This window comes from Tepidiphilus sp. HLB4, assembly GCF_054823945.1.
The window spans coordinates 1-25,936 of sequence record NZ_JSYB01000004.1 but is presented as its reverse complement, the minus strand read 5'-3'; the positions used below and the strand labels follow the sequence as shown (position 1 = coordinate 25,936).

The following is a 25,936-nucleotide window of genomic DNA, read 5'->3' as shown; positions in this document are numbered from 1 at the left end:
GAATGATGCAAAGGAGGAGGGGATGAGCCGTATCGTATCGAAGGTGGATCCGCGCGGCGCGGAGTTCGCCGCCAATGCGCAATGGATGCGTGGGCTGGTTGCGGATCTGGAAGAGAAAGTGGCCCGCGTGCAGCAAGGTGGAGGGGAAGAGGCACGGCGGCGACACACTGCTCGCGGCAAGCTGCTGCCGCGCGAGCGCGTCGAGCGCCTGCTCGACCCGGGCTCACCCTTTTTGGAGATCGGGCAGCTGGCCGCCTGGGGGATGTACGACGACGAAGCCCCGGGGGCCGGCATCGTGGCCGGCATCGGGCGGGTGCAGGGCGTGGAGTGCATGATCGTGGCCAACGACGCCACCGTCAAGGGCGGCACCTACTACCCGATCACGGTGAAGAAACACCTGCGGGCGCAGGAGATCGCGCAGCAGAATCGCCTGCCGTGCATCTACCTGGTCGACTCGGGCGGCGCCTACCTGCCGCTGCAAGACGAGGTCTTCCCCGACCGCGACCACTTCGGGCGCATCTTCTACAACCAGGCCAACATGTCGGCGCAGGGCATCCCGCAGATCTCGGTGGTGATGGGCTCGTGCACGGCGGGCGGGGCCTACGTGCCGGCGATGTCCGACGAGACCATCATCGTGCGCAACCAGGGCACCATCTTCCTGGGCGGGCCGCCGCTCGTGAAGGCGGCCACGGGCGAAATCGTCACGGCCGAGGAGCTCGGCGGGGGCGACGTGCACACGCGCATCTCCGGTGTGGCCGACCACCTCGCCGAAAACGACGCGCACGCGCTCTATCTGGCGCGGCGCATCGTGGCGCACCTCAACGCGCGCAAGCCCGTGGATCTGTCGTGGCGCGAGGCCGAGGAGCCGGCCTACGATCCGCAGGAGCTCTACGGCGTGGTGCCGCAGGATACGCGCAAGCCCTACGACGTGCGCGAGGTGATCGCGCGGCTGGTCGACGGGTCGCGCTTCGACGAGTTCAAGGCGCGCTACGGCACCACCCTGGTGACCGGTTTTGCCGAACTCTACGGGTTTCCCCTGGGGATCGTGGCCAACAACGGCATCCTCTTCGGCGAATCGGCGCAGAAAGGGGCGCACTTCATCGAGCTGTGCGCCCAGCGCGGCATTCCGCTTCTTTTTCTGCAGAACATCACCGGCTTCATGGTGGGCAAGAAGTACGAGAATTCCGGCATCGCCAAGGACGGGGCGAAGATGGTCACGGCCGTGGCCACCGCCCAGGTGCCCAAATTCACCGTCATCATCGGCGGGTCGTTCGGCGCCGGCAACTACGGCATGTGCGGCCGGGCCTATTCGCCGCGCTTTTTGTGGACCTGGCCCAACAGCCGCATTTCCGTGATGGGCGGCGAGCAGGCCGCGAGCGTGCTGGCCACCGTGCGACGCGACGCGATCGAAGCCAAGGGCGGAACCTGGTCGCGCGAGGAAGAAGAAGCCTTCAAGGCGCCGATCCGCGAGCAGTACGAGCGCCAGGGGCACCCCTATTACGCCACGGCACGTCTGTGGGACGACGGCGTGATCGATCCGGCGCAGACGCGGCGCGTGCTGGGGCTGAGCCTGTCGGCGGCGCTCAACGCTCCCATCGCCGAGACGCGCTTCGGCCTGTTCCGCATGTAACGGAAAAATCGAGGAGGAGAGGAATGTACGAGACGCTGGTGATCGAGACGAGGGGGCCGGTGGCCACGGTATGGCTCAATCGCCCGGAGGTGCACAACGCCTTCAACGCCAAGGTGATCGAGGAGCTCACGGCCGCCTTCACGCGGCTCGATGCCGACGCGCAGGTGCGCGTGGTCGTGCTCGCCGGGCGCGGCAAGAGCTTTTCCGCCGGGGCCGATCTCAACTGGATGAAAGCGGCTGGTGCGGCTTCCTTCGAGGAAAACCTCGAAGACGCGCGGCGGCTCGCGCGCATGCTGTGGCAGATCGCGCATATGGGCAAGCCGACCATCGCGCGGGTGCACGGTGCGGCGCTGGGCGGCGGCATGGGGCTGGCGTGCGCCTGCGACCTCTGCATCGCTTCGCAGCGGGCGGTGTTCGCCACTTCCGAGGTGCGCTTCGGCATCATTCCTTCGGCGATCAGCCCCTACGTGATCCGGGCGATCGGCGTGCGTCAGGCGAAGCGCTATTTCCAGAGCGCCGAGCGCATCGACGCTACCCGGGCCTTTGCCCTGGGCCTGGCGCACGAGGTGGTGGAGGAAGAAGCGCTGGATGCCAAGATCGACGAGGTGGTGCAGGCGCTGCTCAGCGGCGGGCCCAAGGCACAGGCGGCGGCCAAGGAGCTCATCGACGCGGTGGCCGACCGTCCGCTCACGCCCGAGGTGCTCGAAGACACGGCGCAACGCATCGCCCGTTTGCGTGCCACCGACGAGGCGCGCGAAGGGCTGAGCGCTTTCCTGGAAAAACGTCCTGCTGCCTGGGTGCCGCGTCCTTGAGGAGGGAGCAATGTTCCAAAAGATTTTGATCGCCAACCGCGGCGAGATCGCCTGCCGCGTGATCGCCACAGCGCGGCGGCTCGGCATCGCCACGGTGGCGGTCTATTCCGACGCCGATCGCAACGCCCGCCACGTGCGGCTCGCCGACGAGGCCGTGTGGATCGGCCCGCCGCCGGCGCGCGAATCCTACCTCGACATCGAGCGCATCCTGGAGGCGGCGCGGCGTACCGGCGCCCAGGCCATTCACCCCGGCTATGGTTTCTTGTCGGAGAACGAGGCGTTTGCCCAGGCCTGCCTCGATGCTGGCATCGTCTTCATCGGCCCGCCGGTGGAGGCGATCCGCAAGATGGGCTCCAAGGCCGAGGCCAAGCGCCTGATGGAGGCTGCCGGCGTGCCGCTCACCCCCGGCTATCACGGCGAGGAGCAGGGGCCGGCCTACCTCTTCGAGCAGGCCATGCGCATCGGCTTTCCGGTGCTCATCAAGGCGAGTGCCGGCGGCGGGGGCAAGGGGATGCGGCGCGTCGACCGGCCGGAGGACTTCGCCGAGGCGCTCGAATCCTGCCGGCGCGAGGCGCGTTCGAGCTTCGGCGACGACCGGGTGCTGATCGAGAAGTACATCCTGCGGCCGCGGCACATCGAGATGCAGGTCTTCGGCGATGCCCACGGCCAGGTGATCCACCTCTACGAGCGCGATTGCTCGGTGCAGCGCCGCCACCAGAAAGTGCTGGAAGAGGCCCCGGCCCCCGGCATGACGCCGGAGCGGCGCGCCGCCATGGGCGAGGCGGCGGTGGCGGCGGCCAAGGCGGTGGGCTACGTCGGCGCGGGCACGATCGAATTCATCGTCGAGCCCTCCGGTGCCTTTTACTTCATGGAGATGAACACGCGGCTGCAGGTCGAACATCCGGTCACCGAGATGATCACCGGGCTCGACCTGGTCGAATGGCAGCTGCGCGTGGCCGCCGGCGAACCGCTGCCGCTTGCCCAGGACCAGATTCCGCTTGAAGGGCACGCCATCGAGGCGCGCATCTATGCCGAGGATCCGGCCAAAGGCTTTCTGCCCTCGGTGGGGCGGCTCGTGCACCTGCAGCCGCCGCCCGAGAGCGTGTGGGTGCGGGTGGATACCGGCGTGGAGCAGGGCGACGAGATCACGCCCCATTACGATCCGATGATCGCCAAGCTCATCGTCTGGGGCGAGAACCGGGCACAGGCGCTCACGCGCATGCGGCAGGCGCTGGCGCAGTATCGCATCGTCGGCGTGGCGAACAACGTCGAATTCCTGGGAAAACTGGTCGACTCTCCGGCCTTTCGCCAAGCGGATCTCGACACCGGTCTCATCGAGCGCGAATCGGCCTTCCTCTTCGGGGGGGCCGAAGAACCGCCGCCGGCGGCATGGTTCGCCGTCTCCAGCGCGGAACGCCTGGCCGAGGCGCGCCGCATGCAGGAAGCCGCCCGCCGCGCACCCGACCCCACGTCGCCCTGGCACGCCGTGGACGGCTGGCGCGTGAACGCGCCGGCGCTGCGGCGCTGGCAGTGGCGCGCCGGCGAGACGACGCGCCGCGTGCAGGCCCGTTGCCTGGGTGAGAAGCTGCAGCTGCAGCTCTTCGACGAGAAAGGCGAATCCGTGGCAAGCGCTACCGCCTGGGGCGCGATGCTGGGCGAGGACAGCCTGAGGCTCGAGCTCGACGGCCGGCGCACCACGGTCACGGCGGTGACCGCCGGCAGCCGGCGGCACGTCTTCCTCGACGGCCGCGCCTGGGTGTTCGACCTCTGTGGTCAGGAAGGAACGGAAGGCGCTGGCACCGGGGTGGATGCGGCAGGGCTCACCGCTCCCATGCCGGGGCGCGTGATCGCGGTGAAAGTCGAGCCGGGCGCGAAGGTCGCACGCGGACAGACGCTGGTGGTGCTCGAAGCCATGAAAATGGAGCACGCCATCGTCGCGCCGACCGACGGCACCGTCAAGGCGGTGCGCTTCGCCGTGGGCGAACAGGTGCCCGATGGGGCCGAGCTGGTCGACTTCGAACCGGTCAAGGAGGAAGCGTGATGGAAGGCCCCGCCAAGGTCACGCTCGTCGAAGTCGGGCCGCGCGACGGGCTGCAGAACGAGAAGACGCCGATCGCCCTCGAGCACAAGCTGGCGCTGATCGAGCGGCTCGCCGCCTGCGGCCTGAAGGTGATCGAGGCCACCGCCTTCGTCTCGCCCCAATGGGTGCCGCAGATGGCCGATCATGCCGAAGTGATGCGTGCCCTGCGCGGGCGTCGCCGCCCCGGCGTGCGTCATCCGGTGCTCGTGCCCAATCTCAAGGGGCTGGAAGCGGCGCTCGCGGCCGGCGTCGACGAGATCGCCGTCTTCGGCGCCGCTTCCGAGACCTTCAGCCGCAAGAACATCAACTGCGGCATTGCCGAAGCGCTGGAGCGTTTCCGACCGGTGGTGGCACAGGCGCGCGCCGCCGGGGTGCGGGTGCGCGGCTACGTCTCCTGCGTGGTGGGCTGTCCCTACGAAGGGCCGGTGGCGCCGGAGAAGGTCGCGGAGGTCGCCGCCGCCCTCTTCGAGATGGGTTGTGAGGAGATCTCGCTGGGCGACACCATTGGTGTGGGGACGCCGCAGCAGGTGGTCGCCATGCTCGAGGCGGTGGCGCGGCGCGTGCCGCTGGAACGGCTCGCCGGACATTTCCACGACACCTACGGCATGGCGGTGGCGAACGTCTACGCCGCCTGGCGCTTCGGCGTGGCCACGTTCGACGCCTCCGTCGCCGGCCTGGGCGGCTGTCCCTACGCCAAGGGGGCCTCGGGCAACGTCGCCACCGAGGAGCTGGTCTATCTCTTCCACGGACTGGGCGTGGAGACGGGCGTGGATCTGAAAGCGCTCACCGAGACCGCCTGGTGGGTGAGCGGGCTGCTCGGGCGCGAACCGGCCTCGCGCGTGGCCCGTGCGCTGGGCGGATCGTGCGCAGTGCCGCAGCCATGACGGTCGTGGCCTCGCCCTGCATCGGCGTGTGCCGGCTCGACGAGCGGGCCGGCTGGTGTGTCGGCTGCCTGCGCACGCGCGAGGAAATCGCCCGCTGGCGCGACGCGGACGAGGCCGAGCGCCGCCGCATCCTCGCGGCGGTGGCGCGGCGGCGGGCAGAATGCGCCGAGACGGACCGGAACGGAAGCTCCTGAGCGATGGAATCCGAGTGCGTGGGCATCTGCACGATCGAAGACGGGGTGTGCGTCGGCTGCGGCCGGCGCGTGTATGGCGAAGAGGTGGAAGACACGATGACGACGCAGACTCTGCCCCAAGGGATGGTGGTGCTGCAGCGCGGCTGGCTGTCCTCGAACTCGGTCTTGCTGCGCGGCAAGGAAGGGTGGACGCTGGTCGATAGCGGCTACGTGACGAAAGCCGGGGAGACGCTGGCGCTGCTTGACGCCGCGGTGGGCGGGGAGCCCGTCGTGCGCCTGGTCAACACCCATTCGCATTCGGATCACCTGGGCGGCAACGCGGCGGTGGCGCGGCGTTTCGGCTGTCCCATCTGGGTGCCGGAGGGGCTGGCCGACCCGATCGGGCGCTGGGACGAAGCCGCCTTGCTGCTCTCCAATGCAGGGCAACAGGCCGAGCCCTTCTCCTATTCGGCCACCATCGCGGCCGGCGACACCGTGCCGATGGGCGAGTGGGAGTGGCGCGCGGTTTCCGTGCCGGGACACGACATGCACGCGCTCGCCTACTTCGAACCCTCGCACGGCGTGCTCATCAGCGGCGACGCCCTGTGGGAAGACGGTTTCGGCATCCTCTTTCCCTCCTTGCTCGGCCAGGCGGATGCCATCGCCGCGGCGCGGGAGGCGCTGGCGGCGATCGAACGCCTGCCGGTGCGTTGGGTGATCCCGGGGCACGGTGCGCCCTTTCGTGACGTGGCCGGCGCCCTGCAGCGCGCCTGGGGGCGGCTCGAAGCCTTCGCCGCCGATCCCCGGCGCATCGCGCGCAACGCCCTGCGCGCCTGCGTCACCTTCACCCTGCTCGAACGGGGGCGCATGGAGGAAGACGAACTACGCGCCACCTTGGCGGGGGTCGAACTCTTCCAGCGCGCCCTCGACTGGATCGAACTGACGCCCGACGAGGCAGTGCGCTGGCTGGGCGACGAGCTCGAACGCGCCGGGGCGATCCGCCGCAACGAGGGGCGATGGCAAGCGATGCTGCCGGCGTGAGCACTCGGGAAGGAACGAGGTCCGTAGCGCCCTGCTGCTGGGGGTGATACCATCGCTCTTCGATGTCGAAAGACGGGTAGAGCCCGGTATGCTCAAACGCGAAGATCTCCGCAAGAACGCCGCCATCGCCGGGATCGAGGCGCGCGGGACCGTGCTTGTCGTCACATCCGGCTCGCTGGTCGGGCAGTGGCAGGATTTGCGACGGCGCACGCAAGGTGGACGTCTCCGACCGGTGACCAGCATCAACCTCGACCTCGGCGCGCTGCTTGCGCGTACTCCGCCCCCAGGCACGGTATGACGAATCACGAACGCTTCCACGAGCGCTGCCAAGATTTCCTCAAGGCCACCGAGCGGCTTGCCGAAGCCTGCGCCCAGCCGTACTCGGAATTCCTCCGCGACTCGGTCATCCAACGTTTCGAGTTCTGCTGGGAGCTCGCATGGAAGGTCCTGCGACTCAAACTGCTCGAGGAGGGAATCGAGGCACTGACGCCCCGGGAAGTCTTCCGTGAGGCCTTGGCCGCGGGGCTGCTGCACGATGGCAACGCCTGGAGCCAAGCTCAGCGCATGCGCAACCTCACCAGCCACACGTACGACGAATCGTTGGCAGAAGAAGTCTATCGTTTCGTTTGCCACACAGGGTTGCCCCTTTTCCGGGAACTCGCGCAGCAGGTGCGCCAATGGTTGCCACGGTGACGACCGATCCCTCCGGCCTGGCGGACGAAATCCTCGCCGACTTGTGCCGCGTCTTCGCCCGCCATCCTACGATCGAGGAAGTACGCCTCTTCGGTTCCCGCGCCAAGGGAATGCATCGTCCCGGCTCCGACATCGATCTGGCCGTTTTCGCCCCCTCGATGAGCGAGGAGGAATTCTCCGCCCTGTGGAACGAGATCGACGAACTCCCCATCCTCTTCAAGATCGACCTCCTGCACTGGGATCGCCTCGCCAACTTGGCCCTCAAGGATAAAATCCGCCGAGAGGGAAGGTGCATTTATCCAGAACGAAATCCATGATTTCCCTTCAGACTCCGGATGCGCCTCGGTGGCCAAGCGCCGGTGAGGCTTGCTGCCGCCGCGTGAGAAATGGCATCGACCGCGAGCGGGCGGTGCGAGAAATGGCTCCGTGCTACGCTTCGAGAACGCGGAGTTTGAGGAGGGGGAATGAGCGCGGCATTGGGGATGTGCGGTGATACCATCGATTTTCAATGGGATCATTGGAGAGGCAAAGATGCGCATCATCCTGGTGAGCGGGCTTTCGGGCTCCGGTAAGACGGTGGGCCTGCGGGCGCTGGAAGACGCCGGGTTCGTGGCCATCGACAACCTGCCGGTGGCCTTTCTCGCGCCGGTGGTCGAGCACCTGGCGAGGCAGGCGGTGGCGCAGGTGGCGATCGCCATCGACGCGCGCACCGGCGGGTTGGAGGCGCTTCCCGGCACGCTCGAGCGCCTGGCGGAACAGGGGCATCGCGTCGATCTGCTCTTTCTGGAAGCGCGCGATGGGGTGCTGCTCGAGCGCTTCTCCGAGACGCGGCGCACGCATCCGCTGGCGCGCGAAGGACGGCCCCTGGTGGAGGCGATCGCGCTCGAGCGCGAGGTGCTGGGGCCGCTGTCGCAGCGGGCGCATCGCATCGACACGAGCGACCTCTCGGCCGGAATGCTACGCGCGTGGATCCGCGAGTTCGTCTTTGCCGGACAGGGCGGCTGGCTCACCCTCACTTTCGAGTCCTTCGGTTATAAGCACGGCGTGCCGCTCGATGCGGATCTGGTGTTCGACGCGCGATGTCTGCCCAATCCTTACTACGACAAGGCGCTGCGGCCGCTCACCGGGCGTCACGAGCCGGTGGTGCGCTGGCTGGAGGCCATTCCCGAGGTGGAGGCGATGTTTGCCGAGATCGCCGGTTTTCTCGATCGCTGGTTGCCGTGCTACGAGCGTGAGCATCGTGCCTATCTCACGGTGGCGGTGGGCTGCACCGGCGGGCAGCATCGCTCGGTGTATCTGGTGGAGCGCCTGGGGCGGGCGTTCGCGGCGCGCGGCCGTGTGCTGGTGCGCCACCGCGACTGCCCGGCCGTGCTTTCTGCCTGAGGGGGCGTCCCGCTCAGGCGGCATGCGGCGGCAGCGCCGCCTCGCCCAGCAGCCGCGCGGCGGTGAGCAGGTTCTCGGTGATGCGGCGCACGTAGGCCGTGTCGTTCATCATCGAGGTGGCCTCTTCCGGCGAGAGTTCGCCGTTTTTCAGCCATTCTTCCAGCAGGCCGTTGGCCAGCGGGTCGAGCTGCGCCAGCGAGGTGTGGGTGACCAGCGTGAGCTCGGCGGCACTGCCGTCGCAGCCCGGTTCCCGCGGCAGATGGGCGATGGCGTAGAGCGTCTCGACGAGGTGGCGGCGGTAGCGCAGGTACTGCCGCTGCACGATGGAGTTGGGGTGCTGCAGGCCGGGAACGAGATTCTTCTGCAGGTGCTTGGTGTCCTTGACCGCTTCCTGGATGGCGGCGCTCGCCTGAAGGATGTGCTGCAGTTTGGCCGCCAAGGGAGCGGGCGGCGCGAGGCGCGCGGCGAAGTCTACGATGAGCCCGGAGAGCGGCTTGATCCGCGCCCGGTAGAGACCGTCGATGTCGATCGTATGAACCCGCGCGGGTGGGTGGTCGAGCTCGTGCGGATCTTCTCCGGCGCGCATGGCCTTGGGGTCGACCTGCATCACCAGGGCGATGAGGTCGATCGCCCGGTCGAACAGGCGCCAGGTTTCCTTGCGCAGCGATTCGATCGCCACGTCGGGCGTCTTGAGCTGGGTCGGCGAGAGGTATTTTGGAGCGGTCAGGGCCGGGGTCGTGTCGGGCAAGAGGCGCTGGAGCAGCCGCAGGAAGCGTGAGAGGTTCGGCAGCGCGAGGCACACGCCCACGGCGTTGAAGAAGGTATGGAAGAAGGCAAGCTGCAGCAGCGCATCGTCTTCCGGCAGGCCGAGCAGCCTGGCACCGAGCCGCGTGCCGGTGCGAAAGAGGGGGAAGGCGGCTAGAGCCAGCACAGCGGCGAAGAGGTTGAAGAAGAAATGCCCGAGGGCGAGCCGTTTGGCCGCGACGTCGGCGCCGATCGCGCCGAGCAGGGCCGTGGCGGTGCTGCCGATGTTGGCCCCGATCGCGATGGCGAGCGCGTTGTCGAATCCGATCTGGCCGGACGCAAGTGCGGCCACCGTGAGCAGCATGGTCGCGTGGCTCGATTGCATCACCACCGTGGCAAGGGTGCCGACCGCGGTGTAGGTCAAAAGCCCGGCGTACCCCGGCGGGGCATAGGCGCGCAGGTCGAACTGCTGCTGAAAGAGCTCGGAGCCGATCTTCAGGTAATGGATGCCGAAGAGGATCAGCCCCAGGCCGATGAGGATGTGGCCCGTGGCCGCGAAAGCGCGTTCACGCGAAAAGCGCAGCACCATGCCGAGCGAGACGAAGGGCAGCGCGTAGCGTGCGAGATCGAGCGAGGCCCCCAGCGTGGCGAAAATCCAGGTGCCCGTGGTGGTGCCGATGTTGGCCCCCAGGATGAGCGCGAGTCCGCTGTTCAAGGAGATCATCTTCGCCGAGACGAAAGACATGGTCATTAGCGAGACGATGCCGCTCGACTGGGTCGCGACGGTGGCGAAAAAGCCGAAAACGAGGCCGCCGAGGGTGCTGCGGGTGCTGGTGCGCACCAGCGTTTCGAGCCCGCTGCCGGCCAGCGCCCTGACGCCGTCTTCGAGCGAGCGCATGCCTAGCAGGAAGAGGGCCAGGCCGGCGGCGATCTCGTTGGCGGTGGCGCTATTGACGAGCCACCAGCCGAGCAACCCCAGCAGCAGCAGGCGCGGCAGGTTGCGCGCCCAGGCCGGCCACAGCGCGATCGGCTTCATCGGCGCGAGGGCGGGGGGACGAGCAGCCGTCCGCCGCGGCGCCGCACGGCTTGCGCCGCGTAGGGGTGGGTGCTTTGGTGGGCGTGGCAGATGGCGCAGGCGAGCGCATCGGCCGCGTCCGGCCCCGGGGTGGCATCGAGGCCGAGCAGCCGCGTCACCATTTCCTGCACCTGCACCTTGTCGGCCTTGCCGTAGCCGACCACGGCCTGTTTCACCTGCAGCGCCGTGTATTCATGCACCGCGGTGCCGCCGAGCAAGGCCGCGCAGAGCACGGCGCCGCGCGCCTGTCCCAGGAGCAGGGTCGATTGGGGGTTGAGATTGACGAAGACTTTTTCGACGGCGGCCTCGGTCGGCCGGTAGGTGGCGATGAGCTCGTCCACGCCGCGAAAGAGGGTGGCGAGCCGCTCGGGCAGGGTGCCTTCGCCGCTGCGGATGCAGCCGCTGGCCACATAGGCGAACCGGGTACCGTGCCGCTCGATGACGCCGAAGCCCGTGATGCGCAGCCCCGGGTCGAGGCCGAGGATGCGCACCGCCGTCATGGCTCCTCTTCGTCGAAGACGGCCGAAGTGTAGACCGCCTGCACGTCGTCGAGCGATTCGAGCGCGTCGATGAGCTTGCGCATCTTGGCGGCGTCTTCGCCCGTGAGCTCGATCTCGTTGAGCGGCTTCCACACCGCTTCGGCCACTTCCGGGGTGAAACCGGCCGCTTCCAGCGCCGCGCGGATGCGCTCGAGCTCGAAAGGCGGGGTGATGACCTCGATCGAGCCGTCCTCGTTGGTGATGACGTCCTCGGCCCCGGCTTCCAGTGCCGCTTCGAGCAGCGCATCTTCGTTCGTGCCAGGGGCGAAGATCATCTGGCCGCAGTGCTTGAACTGGAAGGCGACGCAGCCCTCGGTGCCGAGGTTGCCGCCATGCTTGCTGAAGGCGTGGCGCACTTCGGCCACGGTGCGGGTGCGGTTGTCGGTGATGCAGTCGACGAGCACCGCCGCGCCGCCCGGGCCGTAGCCTTCGTAGCGGATCTCTTCGTAGCTCACCCCCTCGAGCTCACCGGTGCCGCGCTTGATGGCCCGCTCGATGTTCTCGGAGGGCATGTTGTGCTCTTTGGCTTTGTCGATGGCGGCGCGCAGACGGGGGTTGAAGTTGGGGTCGCCGCCGCCGTTGCGCGCGGCCACGGTGATCTCGCGGATGAGCCGGGTGAAGATCTTGCCGCGTTTGGCGTCCTGCCGTTCTTTGCGGAAACGGATGTTCGCCCATTTGGAATGGCCAGCCATTGCCTCTCCTGCCGCGTTGCGATTGAGTTTGCACCTTTGGCCAATTATACTGTGCGATCCCCTTTCCCCGGCGTGAGCGCAATGAATCCGGCAGAACGCAACCGTCGTCGTCTCGAGTGGTTGAGGCTCCACGTCTTCGGTCCCGTCTACTGGTCACGGGGAGAGGATTTGGTGCAACGGGATAGGGTGCGCTCCTATGAGTTTTCTGGCGACGAGCAGCATTGGCACATCGAGGGCCGGGTTCAGGGAACGCAGCGTTCTCCTTACGTGCAGCATATCGATATATCATGGGACGAAGAAAGCGACGTCAAACCTTCGTCCATTGAATGTTCCTGTACCTGCCCCATCGGTGAGGCGTGCAAGCACTGTGCGGCGCTGCTCATCGAATTCGCCGGGCGGCTTGCAGAGCGGGAGGCTGCCAGGGGGCAAGAGGTCGAGGTGCCAGGTTCCGGAAATCCCCTCCCCCCCTCGGAGGAAGAGGGACGGATCCACTTGGGCGAGCTGGTCGAGCTCATGCTCGGCAACCGGTCTCTTTCGCCGGACAAGGAAGGCGTGTCTGCCGCAGTCGCGCGAATCGCCAAGGACCAGGAGGCCAAGCGCTCCCCGGCCATGCGCTGGATCGAGGAGACGGCCCGCCAGCGCCGTCTGCGCCACGAGCCGCACCCTTACCCGGGGCCGGACCAGCAGCCGCCGGAGCGCATCCTCTACGACGTGCGGCTCGACGAGCGCCGCGGCCTCTTCGGCTGGAATGCCTTTCTCACCCGTCCCTACAAGCGCGATCCGCGCCGCTTCGTCGCCGGCAAGCCCGTCGATCTGCTCACGGTCTACTACCATCGGGAAATCTATGAGGCGCTCACCGTCGCCGATCTGATGGGGCTGGCGGTGGCGTCGATGCACGGTCCTCCGCGTACCTGGCTGGGTGCGGCCTTTGCCGCCATCGTCCAGAGCGGACGCGCCTGTCTTGGATCGCACACGGAGGGCGTCTTCCTGCGCTGGGGCGAGCCAAGGCGCTTGCTGTGGCTATGGCGCGAGACGGCGCGCGGGGCATTCCAGGGCGTGTGGCACGTGGAGGGCAATGGCGAGGCGGGCATCGTGCCGCTGCGCTTCATGCTGCCTTGGCACTATTTCGAGCGCAAGACCCATACCGTGGGGCCACTGATCCTGCCCGAGGGAGTGGAATGGGCCGACGTCGAGCGGCTCGACGCCTTGCCGCCGGTGCCGCAGGCGGAAGCGCCGGTGTTCGCGCGGCGCTGGAGCGAGCTCTTCGGCGAAGCATTGCCGGCTCCGGCCCCCGTGGCGACGGTGCGGGTCGAGGAACCCGCGCACTTTCGCCTCGTCCTGTGGCGCGACGAGCAAGGAAAACGGCGCATCCGTCCCGAAGTGCGCTACGGCGAAGTCGTGGTCGATGCCCAGGGGCGGGTGCATCATCCGTTCGGGGACGAGGTGCGCCTCGAGCTGCCGCACCGTTCCGTGGCCCGGGAGAAGCAGTGGTTCGGCACGGTGCGGGTGCTGCTGGAGCCGCTGCGGATGGCGCTCGCCTGGCCCGATTTCACCGAATACGAGGCGCAGGCCGAATCCCCCCTGCTGTGGCACGAGCTGCGCGAGCGGCTCGAAGCCGGGGTGCTGGGCGAGTTCTCGCCCGAGATCGAGGTGGGGGACGATTTCTGGCCGCAGGAGTGGGAGGCGAGCACGGCGGAAGTGGAACTCGCCCAGGCCGACGAAGGAGGCGACTGGTTCGCGTTCGACGCCAAGGTGAAAGCGGGCGAGCGCGAGATCGACCTCACGGAGCTCGCGGCGGAGGTCTTCGAGCGCTATGGCGAGGACGACTGGCCGGAGAAAATCGTCTATCCCTTTCCGGAAGAAGACGCCTGTGCGGTGGTGCCGCTCGAGCCGATCGCACCCATCCTGAAGCTGACGCTGGAATTGCTGCGGCGCGAACCGCGGCGCGAGGGGCCGGTGCGGCTGTCGCGCTACGATTTTTCCCTGCTGCGCGAGCTGCCGCCCGGAACCTTGGCCCAGATCCAGGCACCGACGCTGTCGGCCATGCTCGAAGAGCTGGAGCGCTACGGCGGCCCCATGCCGGTGGAGGAACCGCCGGGCTTGCAGGCGCAGATGCGGCCCTACCAGCGCACGGGCCTGGCCTGGCTGCAGTTCTGGCGCCGGCATCGCTTGCACGGGATCCTGGCCGACGACATGGGGCTGGGCAAGACGCTGCAGGCGCTCGCGCATCTCTTGGCGGAAAAGCGCGCCGGCCGGCTCGAGCAACCGGCGCTGGTGGTGGCGCCCACGAGCCTCGTGGGCAACTGGGCGCGCGAGGCGGCGCGCTTCACCCCCGATTTGCGCGTGCTCGTCTGGCACGGGGCGCAGCGGCGCGAACGGCTCGAGTCGATTCCCGGCCACGATCTCGTCATCACCACCTACCCGCTCGTGTGGCGCGACGTGGAGCTCCTGCGCCCGCAGGCGTGGTCGGTGATGATCCTGGACGAAGCGCAGATGATCAAGAATCCGCGGGCGCAGATCTCGCAGCACGTGCGCAAGTTTCGCGCCGAGCAGCGCCTGTGCCTGACCGGCACGCCGATGGAGAACCATCTCGGCGAGCTGTGGTCCCTCTTCGATTTCCTCATGCCGGGCTTTCTCGGCTCGCTCGAGACCTTCAACCGCTGGTATCGCCATCCGATCGAGCAGGAGGGCGACGCGGCGCGTCTCGAGCATCTGCGCCGGCGCATCCGCCCGTTCCTGCTGCGGCGCACGAAGGCAGAGGTGGTGGCGGAACTGCCGCCCAAGACCGAGATCGTGCAGACCGTGACGCTGGGCGAGAAGCAGGCCAAGGTCTACGAGGCGATCCGGCTGACCATGCAGGAGCGCGTGCGCCGGGCGCTGGCCGAAAAGGGGCTTGCCCGCAGCCAGATCACGGTGCTCGATGCGCTCCTCAAACTACGGCAGGTGTGCTGCGATCCCACGCTGGTCGACCTGCCGCAGGCGCGCCAGGTGAAGGAATCGGCCAAACTCGACTGGCTGCGCGAGACCCTGCCCGAACTCGTCGAAGAGGGGCGGCGCATCCTCATCTTTTCCCAGTTCGTGCAGATGCTCGAGCGCATCGAGCCGGTGCTCGCCGAGCTGAAAATCCCTTACGTGAAGCTCACCGGCAGCACGCGCCGGCGCGACGAGGTGATCGATCGCTTCCGCCAGGGCGAAGCGCCGGTCTTCCTCATCAGCCTCAAGGCGGGCGGCGTGGGCTTGAACCTCACCGAGGCCGACACGGTGATCCTCTTCGACCCCTGGTGGAACCCGGCGGTGGAGGAGCAGGCGATTGACCGCACGCACCGCATCGGTCAGGACAAGCCGGTCTTCGTCTATAAACTGATCGCGGCCAATACGGTCGAAGAAAAAATGCTGGAAATGCAGGCGCGCAAACGCACGCTTGCCGAAGGCACGCTGGAGACGGGCGAGGCGGGCGGATTTGCGCTCACCGAAGAGGACGTGGCGGCACTGCTGTCTTCTTCGCCCGTGGAAGCTTGACGACAGGAGCAAGGACGATGCAACAACGCTACGAAGTGAAAGGGATGAGCTGCGCGCACTGCGAGAAGGCCGTGGCCGAGGCGCTGAAGAAGGTACCGGGCGTGACGCGTGTCGTCTCGGTGAGCCGGGAGCGGGAGGAAGTGGTGATCGAAGGCGATCCGAGCCCGCAGGCGGTGATCGAGGCGATTCTCGAAGAGGGCTATGACGCAAGACTCGCCTGATTCCGCGCCCGCCGCCGAGGCCGAGCTCGAACTGGGCATCCGCGGCATGACCTGCGCCGCCTGCGTGCGGCGCATCGAACGGGGCCTGCAGCGGCTGTCGGGCGTACGGCAGGCGAGCGTCAATCTGGCGCTCGAGCGCGCCACGGTACGCTACGATTCGAGCCGGGTCGACGAGGCCGCCATCCGGCGTACGATCCGCGAACTCGGCTACGAGCCGGTACCGCGGGCGTCACAGTCTTGCACCGACGAGGAAGACGAGGCCGCGCGCGCGGCGCGGCGCCGGGTGCTTTGGGCCGTAGGGCTCGCGGTGCCGCTCGTGCTGCTCGCCATGGGGCCGATGCTGCCGGGCGGAGAAGCGCTCTTTGCCCGCCTCGCCCCGATGTGGCTGTGGCAGGCGCTGCAGGCGGCGCTCTCCTCGCTCATCCTCTTCGTCTGCGGCGCGCCGCTGCTGCGCGCCGGCTGGTCGGAACTGCGCCACGGCGCCCCGGCGATGAACGCGCTCGTCCTGCTGGGGGCCGGCGCCGCCTGGGGCTATTCGCTGCTCGCCTGGCTCGCGCCGGGGATCTTCCCGCCAGGCAGCGCGCATCTGTATTTCGAATCGGCCGGAGTCATCGTCGCCCTGATCCTGCTCGGGCGCATGCTGGAGGCGCGCGCCCGCGGCCGGGCATCCCGCGCCATCTCGCGCCTGCTGCGGCTGCAGCCGCGCACGGCACGGGTTTTGCGCGAAGACGGCTCGGTGTGGGAATTGCCTGTCGAGGAACTGCGCCCCGGCGACCGGGTGCAGGTGCGCCCGGGCGAGCGCCTTCCCGCCGACGGCATCGTGCGCGAGGGAGCGGGCTGGGTCGACGAGTCCATGCTCACCGGCGAACCGCTGCCGGTGGAAAAGCGCCCCGGCGATCGGGTCGTCGGCGGCAGTGTGCTCACTTCCGGCGGCTTCGCCATGGAGGTGACCGAGGTCGGCCGCGAGACGTTGCTCGCCCGCATCATCGCCCTGGTCGAGCGGGCGCAAGCCGAGAAGCCGCCCATCCAGGCGTTCGCCGACCGCGTGGCCGGCGTTTTCGTGCCGCTGGTGCTCGCCGTGGCCGTGCTCACCTTTGCCCTCTGGCTGGCCTTTGGGCCCGAACCGCGGCTCTCCTACGCTTTCGTCACTGCAGTGAGCGTGCTGCTCATCGCCTGCCCCTGCGCGATGGGGCTCGCCACGCCCGTCGCCCTCATGGTCGCCACGGGGCGGGGGGCGGAATGCGGCATCCTCGTGCGCCGCGGCGCCGCCCTGGAGCGGCTCGCCGCGATCGACACCGTGGTCTTCGACAAGACGGGTACGCTCACCGCTGGGCGACCGGCGCTGGTGGAAGCGTGCTGGAATGCGCCGGGCGAGGCGCGGCAGTGGCTGCTGCGCGTGGCCGCACTGGAAAAAGCGAGCGAGCATCCGATTGCCGGCGCCCTGCTCGCGGCCGTGGGCGAGGTGCCGCTGCCGCCGGCCGAGGAGGTCGAACCGGTGCCGGGCGGCGGCATCCGCGGCCGCGTCGAAGGGCTGCGGCTCGCGGTGGGTTCGCGCCGCTTCCTGGAGAAGGAGGTGGGAACGCGGGCGCCGGATGCGGCGTTGGCGTCCTGGGCCGAGGCGCAGGCCGGCGAAGGCAGAACGCTCGTGTGGGTGGCGGCCGACGGCGTTCCCGTGGGGGTGCTGGCGTTTGCCGATCCGCTCAAGCCCACGAGCGCGGCGGCGGTGGCCGAACTCCATGCGCTCGGTCTGCGCGTGGCGCTTCTTTCCGGCGATTTGCGCCGCAGCGTGGAGGCAGTGGCCCGGGCGCTCGCCATCGAGGAAGTTCGCGCCGAGGTGCGCCCCGAAGAAAAGGCCGAGGCGCTGCGTCAATGGCAGGCCCAGGGGCGGCGGCTCGCCTTCGTGGGCGATGGCATCAACGACGCGCCGGCGCTCGCCCAGGCCGACGTGGGCATCGCCATGGGCACCGGTACCGACGTGGCGATCGAGACCGGCGACGTGGTGCTCATGCGCGGCGACCCGGCCGCCGTGCCGCAGGCCGTGCGCCTTGCACGCGCCACGCGTCGCACCATCGCCTGGAATTTCGTCTGGGCCTACGGCTACAACGTGGTGCTCATTCCGCTCGCGGCTGGCATCTTCCACCCCTGGACCGGCTGGCTGCTCGACCCCATGCTCGCCGCCGCGGCCATGAGCCTCTCCAGTCTCTTCGTGGTGACCCACTCGCTGCGCCTGCGCCGGGCGATATGAGCGCCATCGACCTGGTGCTCTTCGGCGCCTTCGACCGGCACAATTACGGCGACCTGCTGCTCGCCCGGCTCGCCGCCGAGGCCGCCGGCGAGCGCAGTGTGCACTTCGCTGGCCTGCGCGCCTGGGATGCGCGTTCCGTGGCCGGATTCGCGGTGCACCCCCTGCCCGAAGTGATCGCGGACCTGAAGCAAGGCTACGACCTGTACCACGTCGGCGGCGAGATCCTCGATTGCGACGCCTGGACCGCAGCGGTGATGCTGCTCGACGAAGAAAGTGCCGCACGGGCGATCGCCTGCTTCGATGCCGACCCCTGCGCCCGCCGCCGCGAGGCGGTGCGTCGGTTGGGCACGCACCGGCCGCTACCCTACGTGCTGCGCCGAGGGGACGCCCCCGGAGTGCGACGCCTCGGTTTTGCTCCCTGCGGCGGCACGGGGCTCGACGCATTGCCGCGCAGCGTGCAGCGCGCCGCGCTCGCGGCACTCGCCGCGGCGGACGAAGCGCGCGTGCGCGATGCCCGCACCCGAGCGCTCTTTGCCCGCCAGGGGCTTTCCCTGCCGCTCGCGCCGGACCCCGCCGAGGGGCTTGCCGCCTCGAATCTGGCAGCGGCGCTCGAAACGCATGCCGCCGGCTGGCGCGCACGGCTCGGTGCCTATCGCCTGGTGCAGTTCGCTGCTGAATGCGCCACCGACCCGTGGCTCGCGGCGCTCGCCGCCTGGCTGGAAGCAGGCCGCGAAGCAGGCGAGTGCTTCGCCCTCGTGCGTGCCGGCGCCGCCCCGTGGCACGACACGCTAGAAGCGCTCGAGCGCCTGTCCCGCTTCCTATCGCCGTCGAACCGGGCGGCGCTGCGCCTGATCGACGAGCTCCGGCTGGAGGCAATCGGCGGGCTCGCTGCCGGGGCGGTGGAAGTCTGTGCCACCAGCCTGCATCTGCTGCTCACGGCCCGCGCCTTCGGGGTGCCGGCCGTGGCGCTGGAACGGGAGCCGCACGCTGCGCGCAAGCTGCGCGCCTATTTCGGCACCTGGCACCCGGAGCAAATCTTCTGGGCGCCGGGTGTCGCCTGCCGTCCGGTGGGACGGTTTTCCATGGAGTGAAAGAAAGACGATGACGATCCGGGAACACCCTGCGCTCGGCTGGTGGATGGCTTTTGCCGGCGCGTTCGGCTTCTCCTTCAAGGCGGTGCTCGTCAAGCTCGCCTACCGCTACGGCGTCGACGCCGAGACCATCCTCGCCCTGCGCATGGGCTTCGCCTTGCCGTTCTTCCTGCTGCTCGGCTGGGCGGCGGAGCAAAGGGCGGCACACCGCCTCAGCGTGCGGCAGTGGGGCATTCTCTTCGTGCTCGGTTTCCTCGGCTATTACGGCTCGAGCTACCTCGACTTCCTCGGGTTGCGCTACATCAGCGCCGGCCTGGAGCGCATGATCCTCTTCTGCTACCCGACACTGGTCGTGCTGATGTCGGCGGCCTTCCTCGGCACGCGGCTCGACCGTCGAACCCTCGCTTCACTGGTCGTCTGCTACGCCGGGCTCGCGCTCGCGCTGGTGCACGACCTTGGCCAGAATCCCGGCAGCGCGCACGACGTCTGGCTGGGCGGCGGGCTCGTCTTCGCCTCGGCCGTGGCCTACGCACTCTACCTTCTCGGCACCGGCCAGGTGGTGGCGCAAATCGGCGCTTCCCGCCTGAGCGCCTGGGCGACGACTTTCGCCTGCCTGCTCGTGCTCGGCCAGTTCGCCGTCATGCGCCCCCTGCCTTCGCTGTGGCAGCAACCGGCGCCGGTGCTGTGGCTCGGCCTCGCCATGGCGCTCGTCTCCACCGTCGCCCCGGTATGGCTCGTCTCCGAAGCCATCCGTCGCCTCGGATCCGGACCCGTTTCGATGAGCGCCACCCTCGGCCCCGTGCTCACCCTGCTGCTCGGCGCCTGGCTGCTCGACGAACCGCTCGCTTTCACCCAGCTCGCCGGCTGCGGCCTGGTGATCGCCGGCGTGGTGATGATGAGCCGGCGGCCAAAATCCGGCTCCGCGCCCGCCGCAGCCGGGGAAGGGCAGTGACGGATCTTTCGCTCCTACAGCCGCGCAGCATAGCGGAGGCGATCGCCCTGCAGCGCGAGATCGCCCGTCGAGTCGTGTGCGAGGACGCGCACGGGCCGGTACGGCGCGTGGCCGGGGTCGACGTCGGCTTTCCCGGCGGCGGCACCCAGGGGCGCGCCGCCATCGCCGTGCTCGACTTTCCCTCGCTCGCCTTGAGCGAGACGGCGGTCGCGGAAGCCGAAGTGAACTTCCCCTACGTGCCGGGGCTGCTCTCCTTTCGCGAGCTGCCGGTGGTGCTGCAGGCGCTGGCGCGGCTCTCGGCCCCGCCCGATCTACTGCTCGTCGACGGCCACGGCCGGGCGCATCCGCGCCGCTGCGGTATCGCCTGCCATCTGGGCGTGCTCACCGATCTGCCCAGCATCGGCGTGGCCAAGTCGCGCCTCGTCGGCAGGCACGAACCGGTGCCGCAACGGCGCGGCGCCTGGGTGCCGCTGCGCGACGGCAGCGAAATCATCGGCGCCGTGCTGCGTACCCGCGTGGGCGTGCATCCGGTCTACGTCTCCATCGGCCATCGCGTGAGCCTCGAGCGCGCCGTAGACTGGGTGATGGCCTGCACCACCCGCTACCGCCTGCCCGAGACGACCCGCGCGGCCCATGCGCTCGCTTCAGGGACTGTCCGGAAGCGGGGAATGAGATAACGGGTCGTGGAACGTCATTTGCAGGAGATCATCGATGCCTGGCACAAGCACTTCGACCGTTGAAGTGACACATATTTCCAAAAATGGCTTTTGGTTGCTCCTCGACGAAGAAGAATTGATGCTTCCCTTCGCGAATTTTCCTTGGTTCAAAAAGGCGAGCGTCGAGCAAATCTGCGACGTGGAAAGGCCAAGCCCCAATCACCTCTATTGGCCGAAACTCGATATCGATCTGTCCATCGAGTCCATTCGCCATCCGGAGAATTTTCCTCTGGTCTCGAGAGCGAACGAGTTTATCGAAAAAGCATAAATAGGGATTGCGAACAAGTCTCTGGCGACGATAGGTGGGTGCCTCTGGGCGCTGACTTTCAGTCCGCGCCGTTTTCACTCGGCGCCGAGCGGGCCATCGTTGGCAATGAGCAACAGCATCACCTCTTTGAGCCGACGCAGATCATAGCGCCTTGATCGGCTCAGTCGCTCCCGATCCTGGCGAAACGCGCGCGTATAGTCGGCCGCTCGCGGTGGCCTGGTCCGCTTACTGGTAGGCGGTTTCTTCGAGGTCGTCGAAGAGCACCTCGGCGGAGGAAAAACGGGCTCGCCGGGTCTGTCGTATCGCCCGGGCTTCGGCCATCGCTTCGCGTGTGGCTGTGTTGGGCACTTTCAGTTCCAGGGGACTTATTGCTCCCGTTCTCTGTCGTGACTGATAAATTCTTTTAGATTATATAAAACTGCAAAAAATGTGCTTCTACCGACTATGTTGCCTCGTTACCATGGGGTCATCATCAGTCGGGAGATCGTCATGCGTTTCACTCCTCGTTCGTTCTTTGTCGCCGCCGCGGCGGCCTTGGCGCTGGGCAGCGCGCGCGCCGACGTGTCGCTCCTCAACGTCTCCTACGATCCCACGCGGGAGTTCTACCAGGCCTACAACGTCGCCTTCGCACGCTACTGGAAAGATCGCACCGGCGAGGCGGTAACGGTCCGCCAGTCGCACGGCGGCTCGGGCAAGCAGGCGCTGGCGGTGATTCATGGGCTGGAGGCCGACGTCGTCACCCTGGCGCTGGGCTACGACATCGACGCCATCGCCCAGGCGGGCAAGCTCGCCCTCGACTGGCAGCAGCGCCTGCCGCAGCGCAGCGCCCCCTACACTTCGACCATCGTCTTCCTCGTGCGCAAAGGCAATCCCAAGGCCATCCGCGACTGGGACGATCTCGTCAAAGGCGACGTCTCCGTCATCACGCCCAACCCCAAGACTTCCGGCGGGGCGCGCTGGAACTACCTCGCGGCGCTCGCCTGGGCGCACAAGCGCTGGCCCGGCGATGAGCGCAAGGCCACCGACTATTTGCGCGAACTCTATCGCCGCGTGGCCGTGCTCGACGCCGGCGCCCGCGGCGCCACCAACACCTTCGTCCAGCGTGGCCTGGGCGACGTGCTGCTTGCCTGGGAAAACGAAGCCTTCCTTGCCCTGCAGGAATCCGGCCCGGACACCTTCGAGATCGTCGTGCCGTCGGTATCGGTACTCGCCGAACCGCCGGTGGCGGTGGTCGACAGTGTCGTCGCGCGCCGCGGCACCGCCGAGATCGCCCGCGCCTACCTCGAATACCTCTATTCCCCGGAGGGCCAGCGCCTCGCGGCCAAGCACTACTACCGCCCTGTCTATCCCCAATACGCCGACCCGGCCGACCTCGCCCGTTTTCCCAAGCTCGAACTGCTGACGATCGAGGATTTCGGCGGTTGGCAAAAAGTGCAGCAGGAGCATTTCGCTGACGGCGGCGTGTTCGACCGCATCGTGGCGAAGTGAGGAGAGCGAACATGAATCCCGTTTCCCGCCGTACTGTCCTGAAAACGCTCTTCGTCTCGGCCGCGCTCGCCCTGGGGCCAACGCGCTTCGTTCGAGCACAGACCCCGGGCGAATTGCGCCTGGGGTGGCAAAAGGGCAGCGTTCTTGCCGTGATGCGTGCCCGCGGCACGCTCGATCGTGCTCTGGCGCAGGGCGGTGTGAGCGTTCGCTGGATCGAATTCCCCGCCGGACCGCAGATGCTGGAGGCCCTTGCTGTCGGCAGCATCGATCTTGGCGAGGTGGGCGAGACGCCCCCCGTGTTCTCGCAGGCCGCAGGAGCCGAGTTGCGTTACGTCGCCAACCGTCCTCCTTCCCCCCGCGAGGAAGCGTTGCTCGTGCCGCAGGATTCCCCTCTGCGCACGGTGGCCCAACTCGCCGGCAAGCGGGTGGCGCTCAACAAGGGGTCCAACGTCCACTACCTCTTGCTGCGCCTGCTGGAGAACGCCGGGCTGTCTTACCGTGACGTGAAGACCGCCTTCCTTCCCCCGGCCGATGCCCGTTCCGCCTTCGAGCGCGGTGCCGTCGATGCCTGGGTGATTTGGGAACCCTTCGCCAGCGCGGCTGAAGTGCAGATCGGCGCCCGGCGGCTGGCCGATGCCACGGGCGCGGCGGCCAATCACGGTTTCATGATCGCCACCCGCGCCTTCACCGAAAACGCCCCGGATCTGCTGCGCCAAGTGCTCGGAGCCTTGCAGGAAGAGTACCGCTGGATCGGGGTACACGTCGACGAATCCGCCCGCATCGCCGCGCCACAGCTGGGACTTTCCACCGAAATCGTCCAGCGGGCATTCCAGAATTATGCCTTTGGCCTCGAATGGCCGCTCTCCGAATCCGTCGTGCAGAACCAGCAACGTATCGCTGACGCCTTCCGCGCCTTGGGGCTGCTGCCCCGGCCGGTGAGCGTGCGCGACGTCGTCTGGGCCGGCTGATCCTTTTTTCTCACCACCACTCGGAGTACATCATGTCCAAACCGCAGAGCTTCGTTCCTTCCTATACCCGACTCGCGCTCGAACCCTATACGCCCAACATCGGCGCGATCGTCCACGACCTGCAGCTCGCCGACGCTATCCAGGACGAGATCACCCGCGACGAGTTGCGCCGGGCGCTGGCCGAATACGAAGTCCTCTTCTTCCGTGACCAGGCACTCACCCCCGAGCAGCAGACGGAAGTCGCCCGCATCTTTGGTGACCCCGACAAGGCCAAAGCCTTCTTTCCGCGCCACGAGCGCATCGCCTCGATCGAGGTGATCGAGGCCAAGCCCGGCGGTCACGTCTATGGTACCGACCAGTGGCATACGGACATCACCTTCTCGTCCAATCCGCCCACCGGCACCGTGCTCTACGCCAAAGTCATTCCCCCTGCCGGCGGGGATACCCTCTGGACCAGCGCCACCAAGGTCTACGAATCCCTCTCCCCGGGCCTGCAAGCCGAACTGGAAACGCTGCGCGCGGTGCACAGCTTCGAGCACAGCGGCTGGCCGAGCTTCTTCCTCTCCCAACCCGACGGTGAGGCGCTCTACCGCAAGGCCCGCGCCGAACACCTGCCCGTGGTGCACCCCGTGGTGCAAACCCATCCCATTACCGGTAAGAAACTTGTCTACGTCAATCCCAATTTCACCGACCGCATCCTCGGCCTGTCGCGGCAGGAGAGCGACGAACTGCTCGGATTTCTTTTCCGCCGCTTCGAGCGCCCGGAATTCCAGGCCCGGCTGCGCTGGGAACGGCATACCGTGGCCATTTGGGACAACCGCGCCACCCAGCACTACGCCGCCAAGGACTACGGCAGTCACCACCGCCTGATGCACCGCATCACCTTCGGCGAAGACCGTGCTTTCTGACCCCGCCATCCTTCCCCGGCCGCGTGGCCGGGGAATCTGAGAGGAGAAGCTCCCATGAGTGCGAACCCCGTGCGTACCCTGCTGGCCGAACGTGCCGTCCCCTGGATGCTGCCCCTGCTGCTGCTCGGTTGCTGGCAGATGGCTGCCTCCTCCGGCTGGATCTCCACGCGGGTGGCTCCTTCGCCCGCCGCGGTGGCGGCTGCCGGCTGGGCCCTGCTCGCGGACGGCACCCTCTTTCAGCATCTCCTGGCCAGCAGTCGGCGCGCCGTGGCCGGATTCCTCATCGGCGGCGGCATCGGACTGTTGCTGGGGCTGCTATGCGGCGGTGTTCGTGGCTGCGAGCGCCTGCTCGACACCTCCGTACAGATGATCCGCAACGTGCCGCACCTCGCCCTCATTCCCCTGGTGATCTTGTGGTTTGGCATCGACGAAGGCGCCAAACTCTTTCTCGTCGCCCTGGGCGTATTCTTCCCCATCTACCTCAACACCTTTCACGGCATTCGCGGCGTCGATCCCACTCTCGTGGAGATGGGCCGATCCTATGGCCTGCGCGGTTGGACACTCTTTCGTCATGTGATGCTGCCCGGTGCCTTGCCCTCCCTGCTCGTGGGCGTGCGCTTCGCGCTGGGCTGGATGTGGCTGACCCTCATCGTCGCCGAGACCATCGCCGCCAACGACGGCATCGGCTACCTCGCCATGAACGCACGCGAATTCATGCGTACCGACGTCGTGGTGCTCGCCATCCTTCTCTACGCCCTTCTCGGCAAACTCGCCGACCTTGGCGCGCGCGGCCTGGAACGCATCCTCCTGCCTTGGCGTCCCGCCAATGCCCCCCATTGATTCCCAGGAGAACGCCCGCATGAACGCACGGCATCCTCGCGAAATCGAAATCGCTTCCGTCCAAGGGCTCGGCCTGCGGCTCGACGCCGTGGAAAAACACTACGGCCCACGCCGCGTGCTCTCCCATCTCGATCTGCACATCTCCCCCGGCCAGTTCGTCGCCATCGTCGGTCGCAGCGGCTGCGGCAAGAGCACCCTCCTGCGCCTGCTCGCCGGCCTGGAACGCCCCGACGGCGGCACCCTGCGCTTCGACGGCGTTCCGCCCGCATATCACCGCAACGCCATCCGGCTCATGTTTCAGGACGCCCGTCTGCTGCCGTGGAAACGCGTCGCCGACAACGTCGCCCTCGGCCTGGGCGGCGGACGCACCGCGGCACGACGCACGGCCCTCGAGGCACTTGAACACGTCGGCCTTGCCGAGCGCGCCAACGAATGGCCCGGTCGCCTCTCCGGCGGCCAGCGCCAGCGCGTCGCCCTCGCCCGGGCGCTCGTTCACCGCCCGCGACTGCTGCTCCTCGACGAACCCTTCGGCGCGCTGGACGCCTTCACGCGCCTGGAGATGCACGCCCTCCTCGAGCGTTTGTGGCAGGAAGAGGGATTTACCGCCGTCCTCGTCACCCACGACGTCTCCGAGGCCGTCGCCCTGGCCGACCGGGTCATCCTGCTCGACGAGGGGAGCGTTGCACTCGATCTGCCCATCGAAATTTCCCGCCCGCGCGATCGCACGGAGGCGCGATTTGCGGAGCTGCAACGGGTGATATTGAAAAGGGTTATGGAAGATTGATTTTTTGTGGGACGTAGTTATGATGAAAGAAACGCCGGAGATGTTGGGGGTATCGTTAGGGAACCTCGATCAACCCCCATTTTCCGGGAAACTCGCGGTGAAACCGGCTCTTCATGACACTCGGCACTGAATGCCACTCGTTTCCCCCCGTTTTGGCCGTTCGTTGCGGCCTCGTGCCCCGGTTTTTTCC

26 protein-coding genes and 1 pseudogene are annotated in these 25,936 nt (G+C 67.8%); 22 read left to right on the top strand and 5 right to left on the bottom strand.

The window, feature by feature from the left end:
- The first annotated feature begins 22 nt into the window (after nt 1-22).
- From OA56_RS00700 to rapZ, 10 genes are all read left to right on the top strand, one after another.
- On the top strand, nt 23-1,630 hold the full coding sequence (locus OA56_RS00700) for a carboxyl transferase domain-containing protein (protein ID WP_461583147.1): 1,608 nt from the start codon (nt 23-25) through the stop codon (nt 1,628-1,630).
- Between the two features lie 23 nt (nt 1,631-1,653).
- Nucleotides 1,654-2,442, top strand: a complete 789-nt coding sequence (locus tag OA56_RS00695; RefSeq protein WP_461583146.1) for an enoyl-CoA hydratase/isomerase family protein — start codon at nt 1,654-1,656, stop codon at nt 2,440-2,442.
- Nucleotides 2,443-2,452: 10 nt separating this feature from the next.
- Complete coding sequence (locus OA56_RS00690) at nt 2,453-4,483, top strand: acetyl/propionyl/methylcrotonyl-CoA carboxylase subunit alpha (RefSeq protein ID WP_461583145.1); 2,031 nt, start codon at nt 2,453-2,455, stop codon at nt 4,481-4,483.
- A complete protein-coding gene (locus tag OA56_RS00685; RefSeq protein WP_461583176.1) occupies nt 4,483-5,406 on the top strand; it encodes a hydroxymethylglutaryl-CoA lyase in 924 nt (307 codons plus the stop codon). The genes OA56_RS00690 and OA56_RS00685 overlap by 1 nt, the downstream gene beginning before the upstream one ends.
- On the top strand, nt 5,403-5,600 hold the full coding sequence (locus OA56_RS00680; protein ID WP_461583144.1) for a DUF1289 domain-containing protein: 198 nt from the start codon (nt 5,403-5,405) through the stop codon (nt 5,598-5,600). Before OA56_RS00685 ends, OA56_RS00680 begins: the two co-directional genes overlap by 4 nt.
- A 3-nt stretch (nt 5,601-5,603) precedes the next feature.
- Complete coding sequence (locus tag OA56_RS00675) at nt 5,604-6,620, top strand: MBL fold metallo-hydrolase (protein ID WP_461583143.1); 1,017 nt, start codon at nt 5,604-5,606, stop codon at nt 6,618-6,620.
- 88 nt (nt 6,621-6,708) lie between these two features.
- Nucleotides 6,709-6,918 (top strand): hypothetical protein, encoded by a 210-nt coding sequence (locus OA56_RS00670; RefSeq protein WP_055423179.1) that lies wholly within the window; start codon nt 6,709-6,711, stop codon nt 6,916-6,918.
- The gene (locus OA56_RS00665) at nt 6,915-7,313 is read left to right on the top strand and encodes an HI0074 family nucleotidyltransferase substrate-binding subunit (RefSeq protein ID WP_461583142.1); all 399 of its coding nucleotides are present in this window, start codon (nt 6,915-6,917) and stop codon (nt 7,311-7,313) included. Before OA56_RS00670 ends, OA56_RS00665 begins: the two co-directional genes overlap by 4 nt.
- Nucleotides 7,310-7,630 carry a nucleotidyltransferase family protein gene (locus OA56_RS00660; protein ID WP_461583141.1) on the top strand — a complete coding sequence of 107 codons (321 nt, stop codon included), beginning with the start codon at nt 7,310-7,312 and terminating at the stop codon, nt 7,628-7,630. Before OA56_RS00665 ends, OA56_RS00660 begins: the two co-directional genes overlap by 4 nt.
- Before the next feature lie 214 nt (nt 7,631-7,844).
- Complete coding sequence (rapZ, locus tag OA56_RS00655) at nt 7,845-8,696, top strand: RNase adapter RapZ (RefSeq protein WP_461583140.1); 852 nt, start codon at nt 7,845-7,847, stop codon at nt 8,694-8,696.
- Nucleotides 8,697-8,709: 13 nt separating this feature from the next.
- Here rapZ and OA56_RS00650 read toward each other — a convergent pair whose 3' ends face one another.
- Genes OA56_RS00650 through OA56_RS00640 form a run of 3 tightly spaced genes read right to left on the bottom strand, consistent with a single transcriptional unit; the run spans nt 8,710 to nt 11,746 of the window.
- Nucleotides 8,710-10,476: a Na/Pi cotransporter family protein gene (locus OA56_RS00650; protein WP_055423183.1), complete on the bottom strand. Its 1,767-nt coding sequence runs from the start codon at nt 10,474-10,476 to the stop codon at nt 8,710-8,712.
- Entirely contained in the window at nt 10,473-11,015 is a 543-nt protein-coding gene (gene ruvC, locus OA56_RS00645; RefSeq protein ID WP_055423184.1) for a crossover junction endodeoxyribonuclease RuvC, read from the bottom strand. Before ruvC ends, OA56_RS00650 begins: the two co-directional genes overlap by 4 nt.
- Complete coding sequence (locus tag OA56_RS00640) at nt 11,012-11,746, bottom strand: YebC/PmpR family DNA-binding transcriptional regulator (RefSeq protein WP_055423185.1); 735 nt, start codon at nt 11,744-11,746, stop codon at nt 11,012-11,014. The genes ruvC and OA56_RS00640 overlap by 4 nt, the downstream gene beginning before the upstream one ends.
- A gap of 171 nt (nt 11,747-11,917) precedes the next feature.
- On the opposite strand from OA56_RS00640, the gene OA56_RS00635 reads away from it, so the two are divergent.
- From OA56_RS00635 to OA56_RS00605, 7 genes are read left to right on the top strand one after another with little or no spacing between them, the layout of a single operon-like run.
- The gene (locus OA56_RS00635) at nt 11,918-15,265 is read left to right on the top strand and encodes a DEAD/DEAH box helicase (RefSeq protein WP_461583139.1); all 3,348 of its coding nucleotides are present in this window, start codon (nt 11,918-11,920) and stop codon (nt 15,263-15,265) included.
- Between the two features lie 17 nt (nt 15,266-15,282).
- Nucleotides 15,283-15,486: a heavy-metal-associated domain-containing protein gene (locus OA56_RS00630; protein WP_055423187.1), complete on the top strand. Its 204-nt coding sequence runs from the start codon at nt 15,283-15,285 to the stop codon at nt 15,484-15,486.
- Entirely contained in the window at nt 15,467-17,731 is a 2,265-nt protein-coding gene (locus OA56_RS00625; protein WP_461583138.1) for a heavy metal translocating P-type ATPase, read from the top strand. The genes OA56_RS00630 and OA56_RS00625 overlap by 20 nt, the downstream gene beginning before the upstream one ends.
- On the top strand, nt 17,728-18,822 hold the full coding sequence (locus OA56_RS00620; protein ID WP_461583137.1) for a polysaccharide pyruvyl transferase family protein: 1,095 nt from the start codon (nt 17,728-17,730) through the stop codon (nt 18,820-18,822). Before OA56_RS00625 ends, OA56_RS00620 begins: the two co-directional genes overlap by 4 nt.
- Nucleotides 18,823-18,832: 10 nt before the next feature.
- Nucleotides 18,833-19,774 (top strand): DMT family transporter, encoded by a 942-nt coding sequence (locus tag OA56_RS00615; RefSeq protein WP_461583136.1) that lies wholly within the window; start codon nt 18,833-18,835, stop codon nt 19,772-19,774.
- Nucleotides 19,771-20,451 (top strand): deoxyribonuclease V, encoded by a 681-nt coding sequence (gene nfi, locus OA56_RS00610; protein WP_461583135.1) that lies wholly within the window; start codon nt 19,771-19,773, stop codon nt 20,449-20,451. The genes OA56_RS00615 and nfi overlap by 4 nt, the downstream gene beginning before the upstream one ends.
- 34 nt (nt 20,452-20,485) lie before the next feature.
- The gene (locus OA56_RS00605; protein ID WP_028873850.1) at nt 20,486-20,758 is read left to right on the top strand and encodes a DUF2442 domain-containing protein; all 273 of its coding nucleotides are present in this window, start codon (nt 20,486-20,488) and stop codon (nt 20,756-20,758) included.
- 77 nt (nt 20,759-20,835) lie between these two features.
- Here the strand turns inward: OA56_RS00605 and OA56_RS00600 are convergent.
- Nucleotides 20,836-21,009 (bottom strand): annotated as a pseudogene (locus OA56_RS00600) (type II toxin-antitoxin system YafQ family toxin); the annotation flags it as partial.
- Entirely contained in the window at nt 20,984-21,106 is a 123-nt protein-coding gene (locus OA56_RS00595) for a hypothetical protein (protein ID WP_276607289.1), read from the bottom strand. The pseudogene OA56_RS00600 and the gene OA56_RS00595, both read right to left, overlap by 26 nt.
- A gap of 141 nt (nt 21,107-21,247) precedes the next feature.
- On the opposite strand from OA56_RS00595, the gene OA56_RS00590 reads away from it, so the two are divergent.
- From OA56_RS00590 to OA56_RS00570, 5 genes are read left to right on the top strand one after another with little or no spacing between them, the layout of a single operon-like run.
- A complete protein-coding gene (locus OA56_RS00590) occupies nt 21,248-22,246 on the top strand; it encodes a sulfate ABC transporter substrate-binding protein (RefSeq protein WP_461583134.1) in 999 nt (332 codons plus the stop codon).
- An 11-nt stretch (nt 22,247-22,257) separates the two neighbouring features.
- A complete protein-coding gene (locus tag OA56_RS00585) occupies nt 22,258-23,214 on the top strand; it encodes an aliphatic sulfonate ABC transporter substrate-binding protein (RefSeq protein ID WP_461583133.1) in 957 nt (318 codons plus the stop codon).
- 32 nt (nt 23,215-23,246) lie between these two features.
- On the top strand, nt 23,247-24,122 hold the full coding sequence (locus OA56_RS00580) for a TauD/TfdA dioxygenase family protein (protein ID WP_461583132.1): 876 nt from the start codon (nt 23,247-23,249) through the stop codon (nt 24,120-24,122).
- A 54-nt stretch (nt 24,123-24,176) separates the two neighbouring features.
- Nucleotides 24,177-24,962, top strand: coding sequence for an aliphatic sulfonate ABC transporter permease SsuC (gene ssuC, locus OA56_RS00575; protein WP_037989185.1), 786 nt, complete (start codon nt 24,177-24,179; stop codon nt 24,960-24,962).
- 19 nt (nt 24,963-24,981) lie between these two features.
- Complete coding sequence (locus tag OA56_RS00570; RefSeq protein WP_461583131.1) at nt 24,982-25,746, top strand: ATP-binding cassette domain-containing protein; 765 nt, start codon at nt 24,982-24,984, stop codon at nt 25,744-25,746.
- The last annotated feature ends 190 nt before the right edge of the window (nt 25,747-25,936 follow it).

Bases quoted from the DNA above. Each gene is read 5' to 3' on its own strand.
- OA56_RS00700 (WP_461583147.1), top strand. From the start codon at position 23: ATGAGCCGTATCGTATCGAAGGTGGATCCGCGCGGCGCGGAGTTCGCC.
- OA56_RS00695 (WP_461583146.1), top strand. From the start codon at position 1,654: ATGTACGAGACGCTGGTGATCGAGACGAGGGGGCCGGTGGCCACGGTA.
- OA56_RS00690 (WP_461583145.1), top strand. From the start codon at position 2,453: ATGTTCCAAAAGATTTTGATCGCCAACCGCGGCGAGATCGCCTGCCGC.
- OA56_RS00685 (WP_461583176.1), top strand. From the start codon at position 4,483: ATGGAAGGCCCCGCCAAGGTCACGCTCGTCGAAGTCGGGCCGCGCGAC.
- OA56_RS00680 (WP_461583144.1), top strand. From the start codon at position 5,403: ATGACGGTCGTGGCCTCGCCCTGCATCGGCGTGTGCCGGCTCGACGAG.
- OA56_RS00675 (WP_461583143.1), top strand. From the start codon at position 5,604: ATGGAATCCGAGTGCGTGGGCATCTGCACGATCGAAGACGGGGTGTGC.
- OA56_RS00670 (WP_055423179.1), top strand. From the start codon at position 6,709: ATGCTCAAACGCGAAGATCTCCGCAAGAACGCCGCCATCGCCGGGATC.
- OA56_RS00665 (WP_461583142.1), top strand. From the start codon at position 6,915: ATGACGAATCACGAACGCTTCCACGAGCGCTGCCAAGATTTCCTCAAG.
- rapZ (WP_461583140.1), top strand. From the start codon at position 7,845: ATGCGCATCATCCTGGTGAGCGGGCTTTCGGGCTCCGGTAAGACGGTG.
- OA56_RS00650 (WP_055423183.1), bottom strand. From the start codon at position 10,476: ATGAAGCCGATCGCGCTGTGGCCGGCCTGGGCGCGCAACCTGCCGCGC.
- ruvC (WP_055423184.1), bottom strand. From the start codon at position 11,015: ATGACGGCGGTGCGCATCCTCGGCCTCGACCCGGGGCTGCGCATCACG.
- OA56_RS00640 (WP_055423185.1), bottom strand. From the start codon at position 11,746: ATGGCTGGCCATTCCAAATGGGCGAACATCCGTTTCCGCAAAGAACGG.
- OA56_RS00630 (WP_055423187.1), top strand. From the start codon at position 15,283: ATGCAACAACGCTACGAAGTGAAAGGGATGAGCTGCGCGCACTGCGAG.
- OA56_RS00625 (WP_461583138.1), top strand. From the start codon at position 15,467: ATGACGCAAGACTCGCCTGATTCCGCGCCCGCCGCCGAGGCCGAGCTC.
- OA56_RS00620 (WP_461583137.1), top strand. From the start codon at position 17,728: ATGAGCGCCATCGACCTGGTGCTCTTCGGCGCCTTCGACCGGCACAAT.
- OA56_RS00615 (WP_461583136.1), top strand. From the start codon at position 18,833: ATGACGATCCGGGAACACCCTGCGCTCGGCTGGTGGATGGCTTTTGCC.
- OA56_RS00605 (WP_028873850.1), top strand. From the start codon at position 20,486: ATGCCTGGCACAAGCACTTCGACCGTTGAAGTGACACATATTTCCAAA.
- OA56_RS00590 (WP_461583134.1), top strand. From the start codon at position 21,248: ATGCGTTTCACTCCTCGTTCGTTCTTTGTCGCCGCCGCGGCGGCCTTG.
- OA56_RS00585 (WP_461583133.1), top strand. From the start codon at position 22,258: ATGAATCCCGTTTCCCGCCGTACTGTCCTGAAAACGCTCTTCGTCTCG.
- OA56_RS00580 (WP_461583132.1), top strand. From the start codon at position 23,247: ATGTCCAAACCGCAGAGCTTCGTTCCTTCCTATACCCGACTCGCGCTC.
- ssuC (WP_037989185.1), top strand. From the start codon at position 24,177: ATGAGTGCGAACCCCGTGCGTACCCTGCTGGCCGAACGTGCCGTCCCC.
- OA56_RS00570 (WP_461583131.1), top strand. From the start codon at position 24,982: ATGAACGCACGGCATCCTCGCGAAATCGAAATCGCTTCCGTCCAAGGG.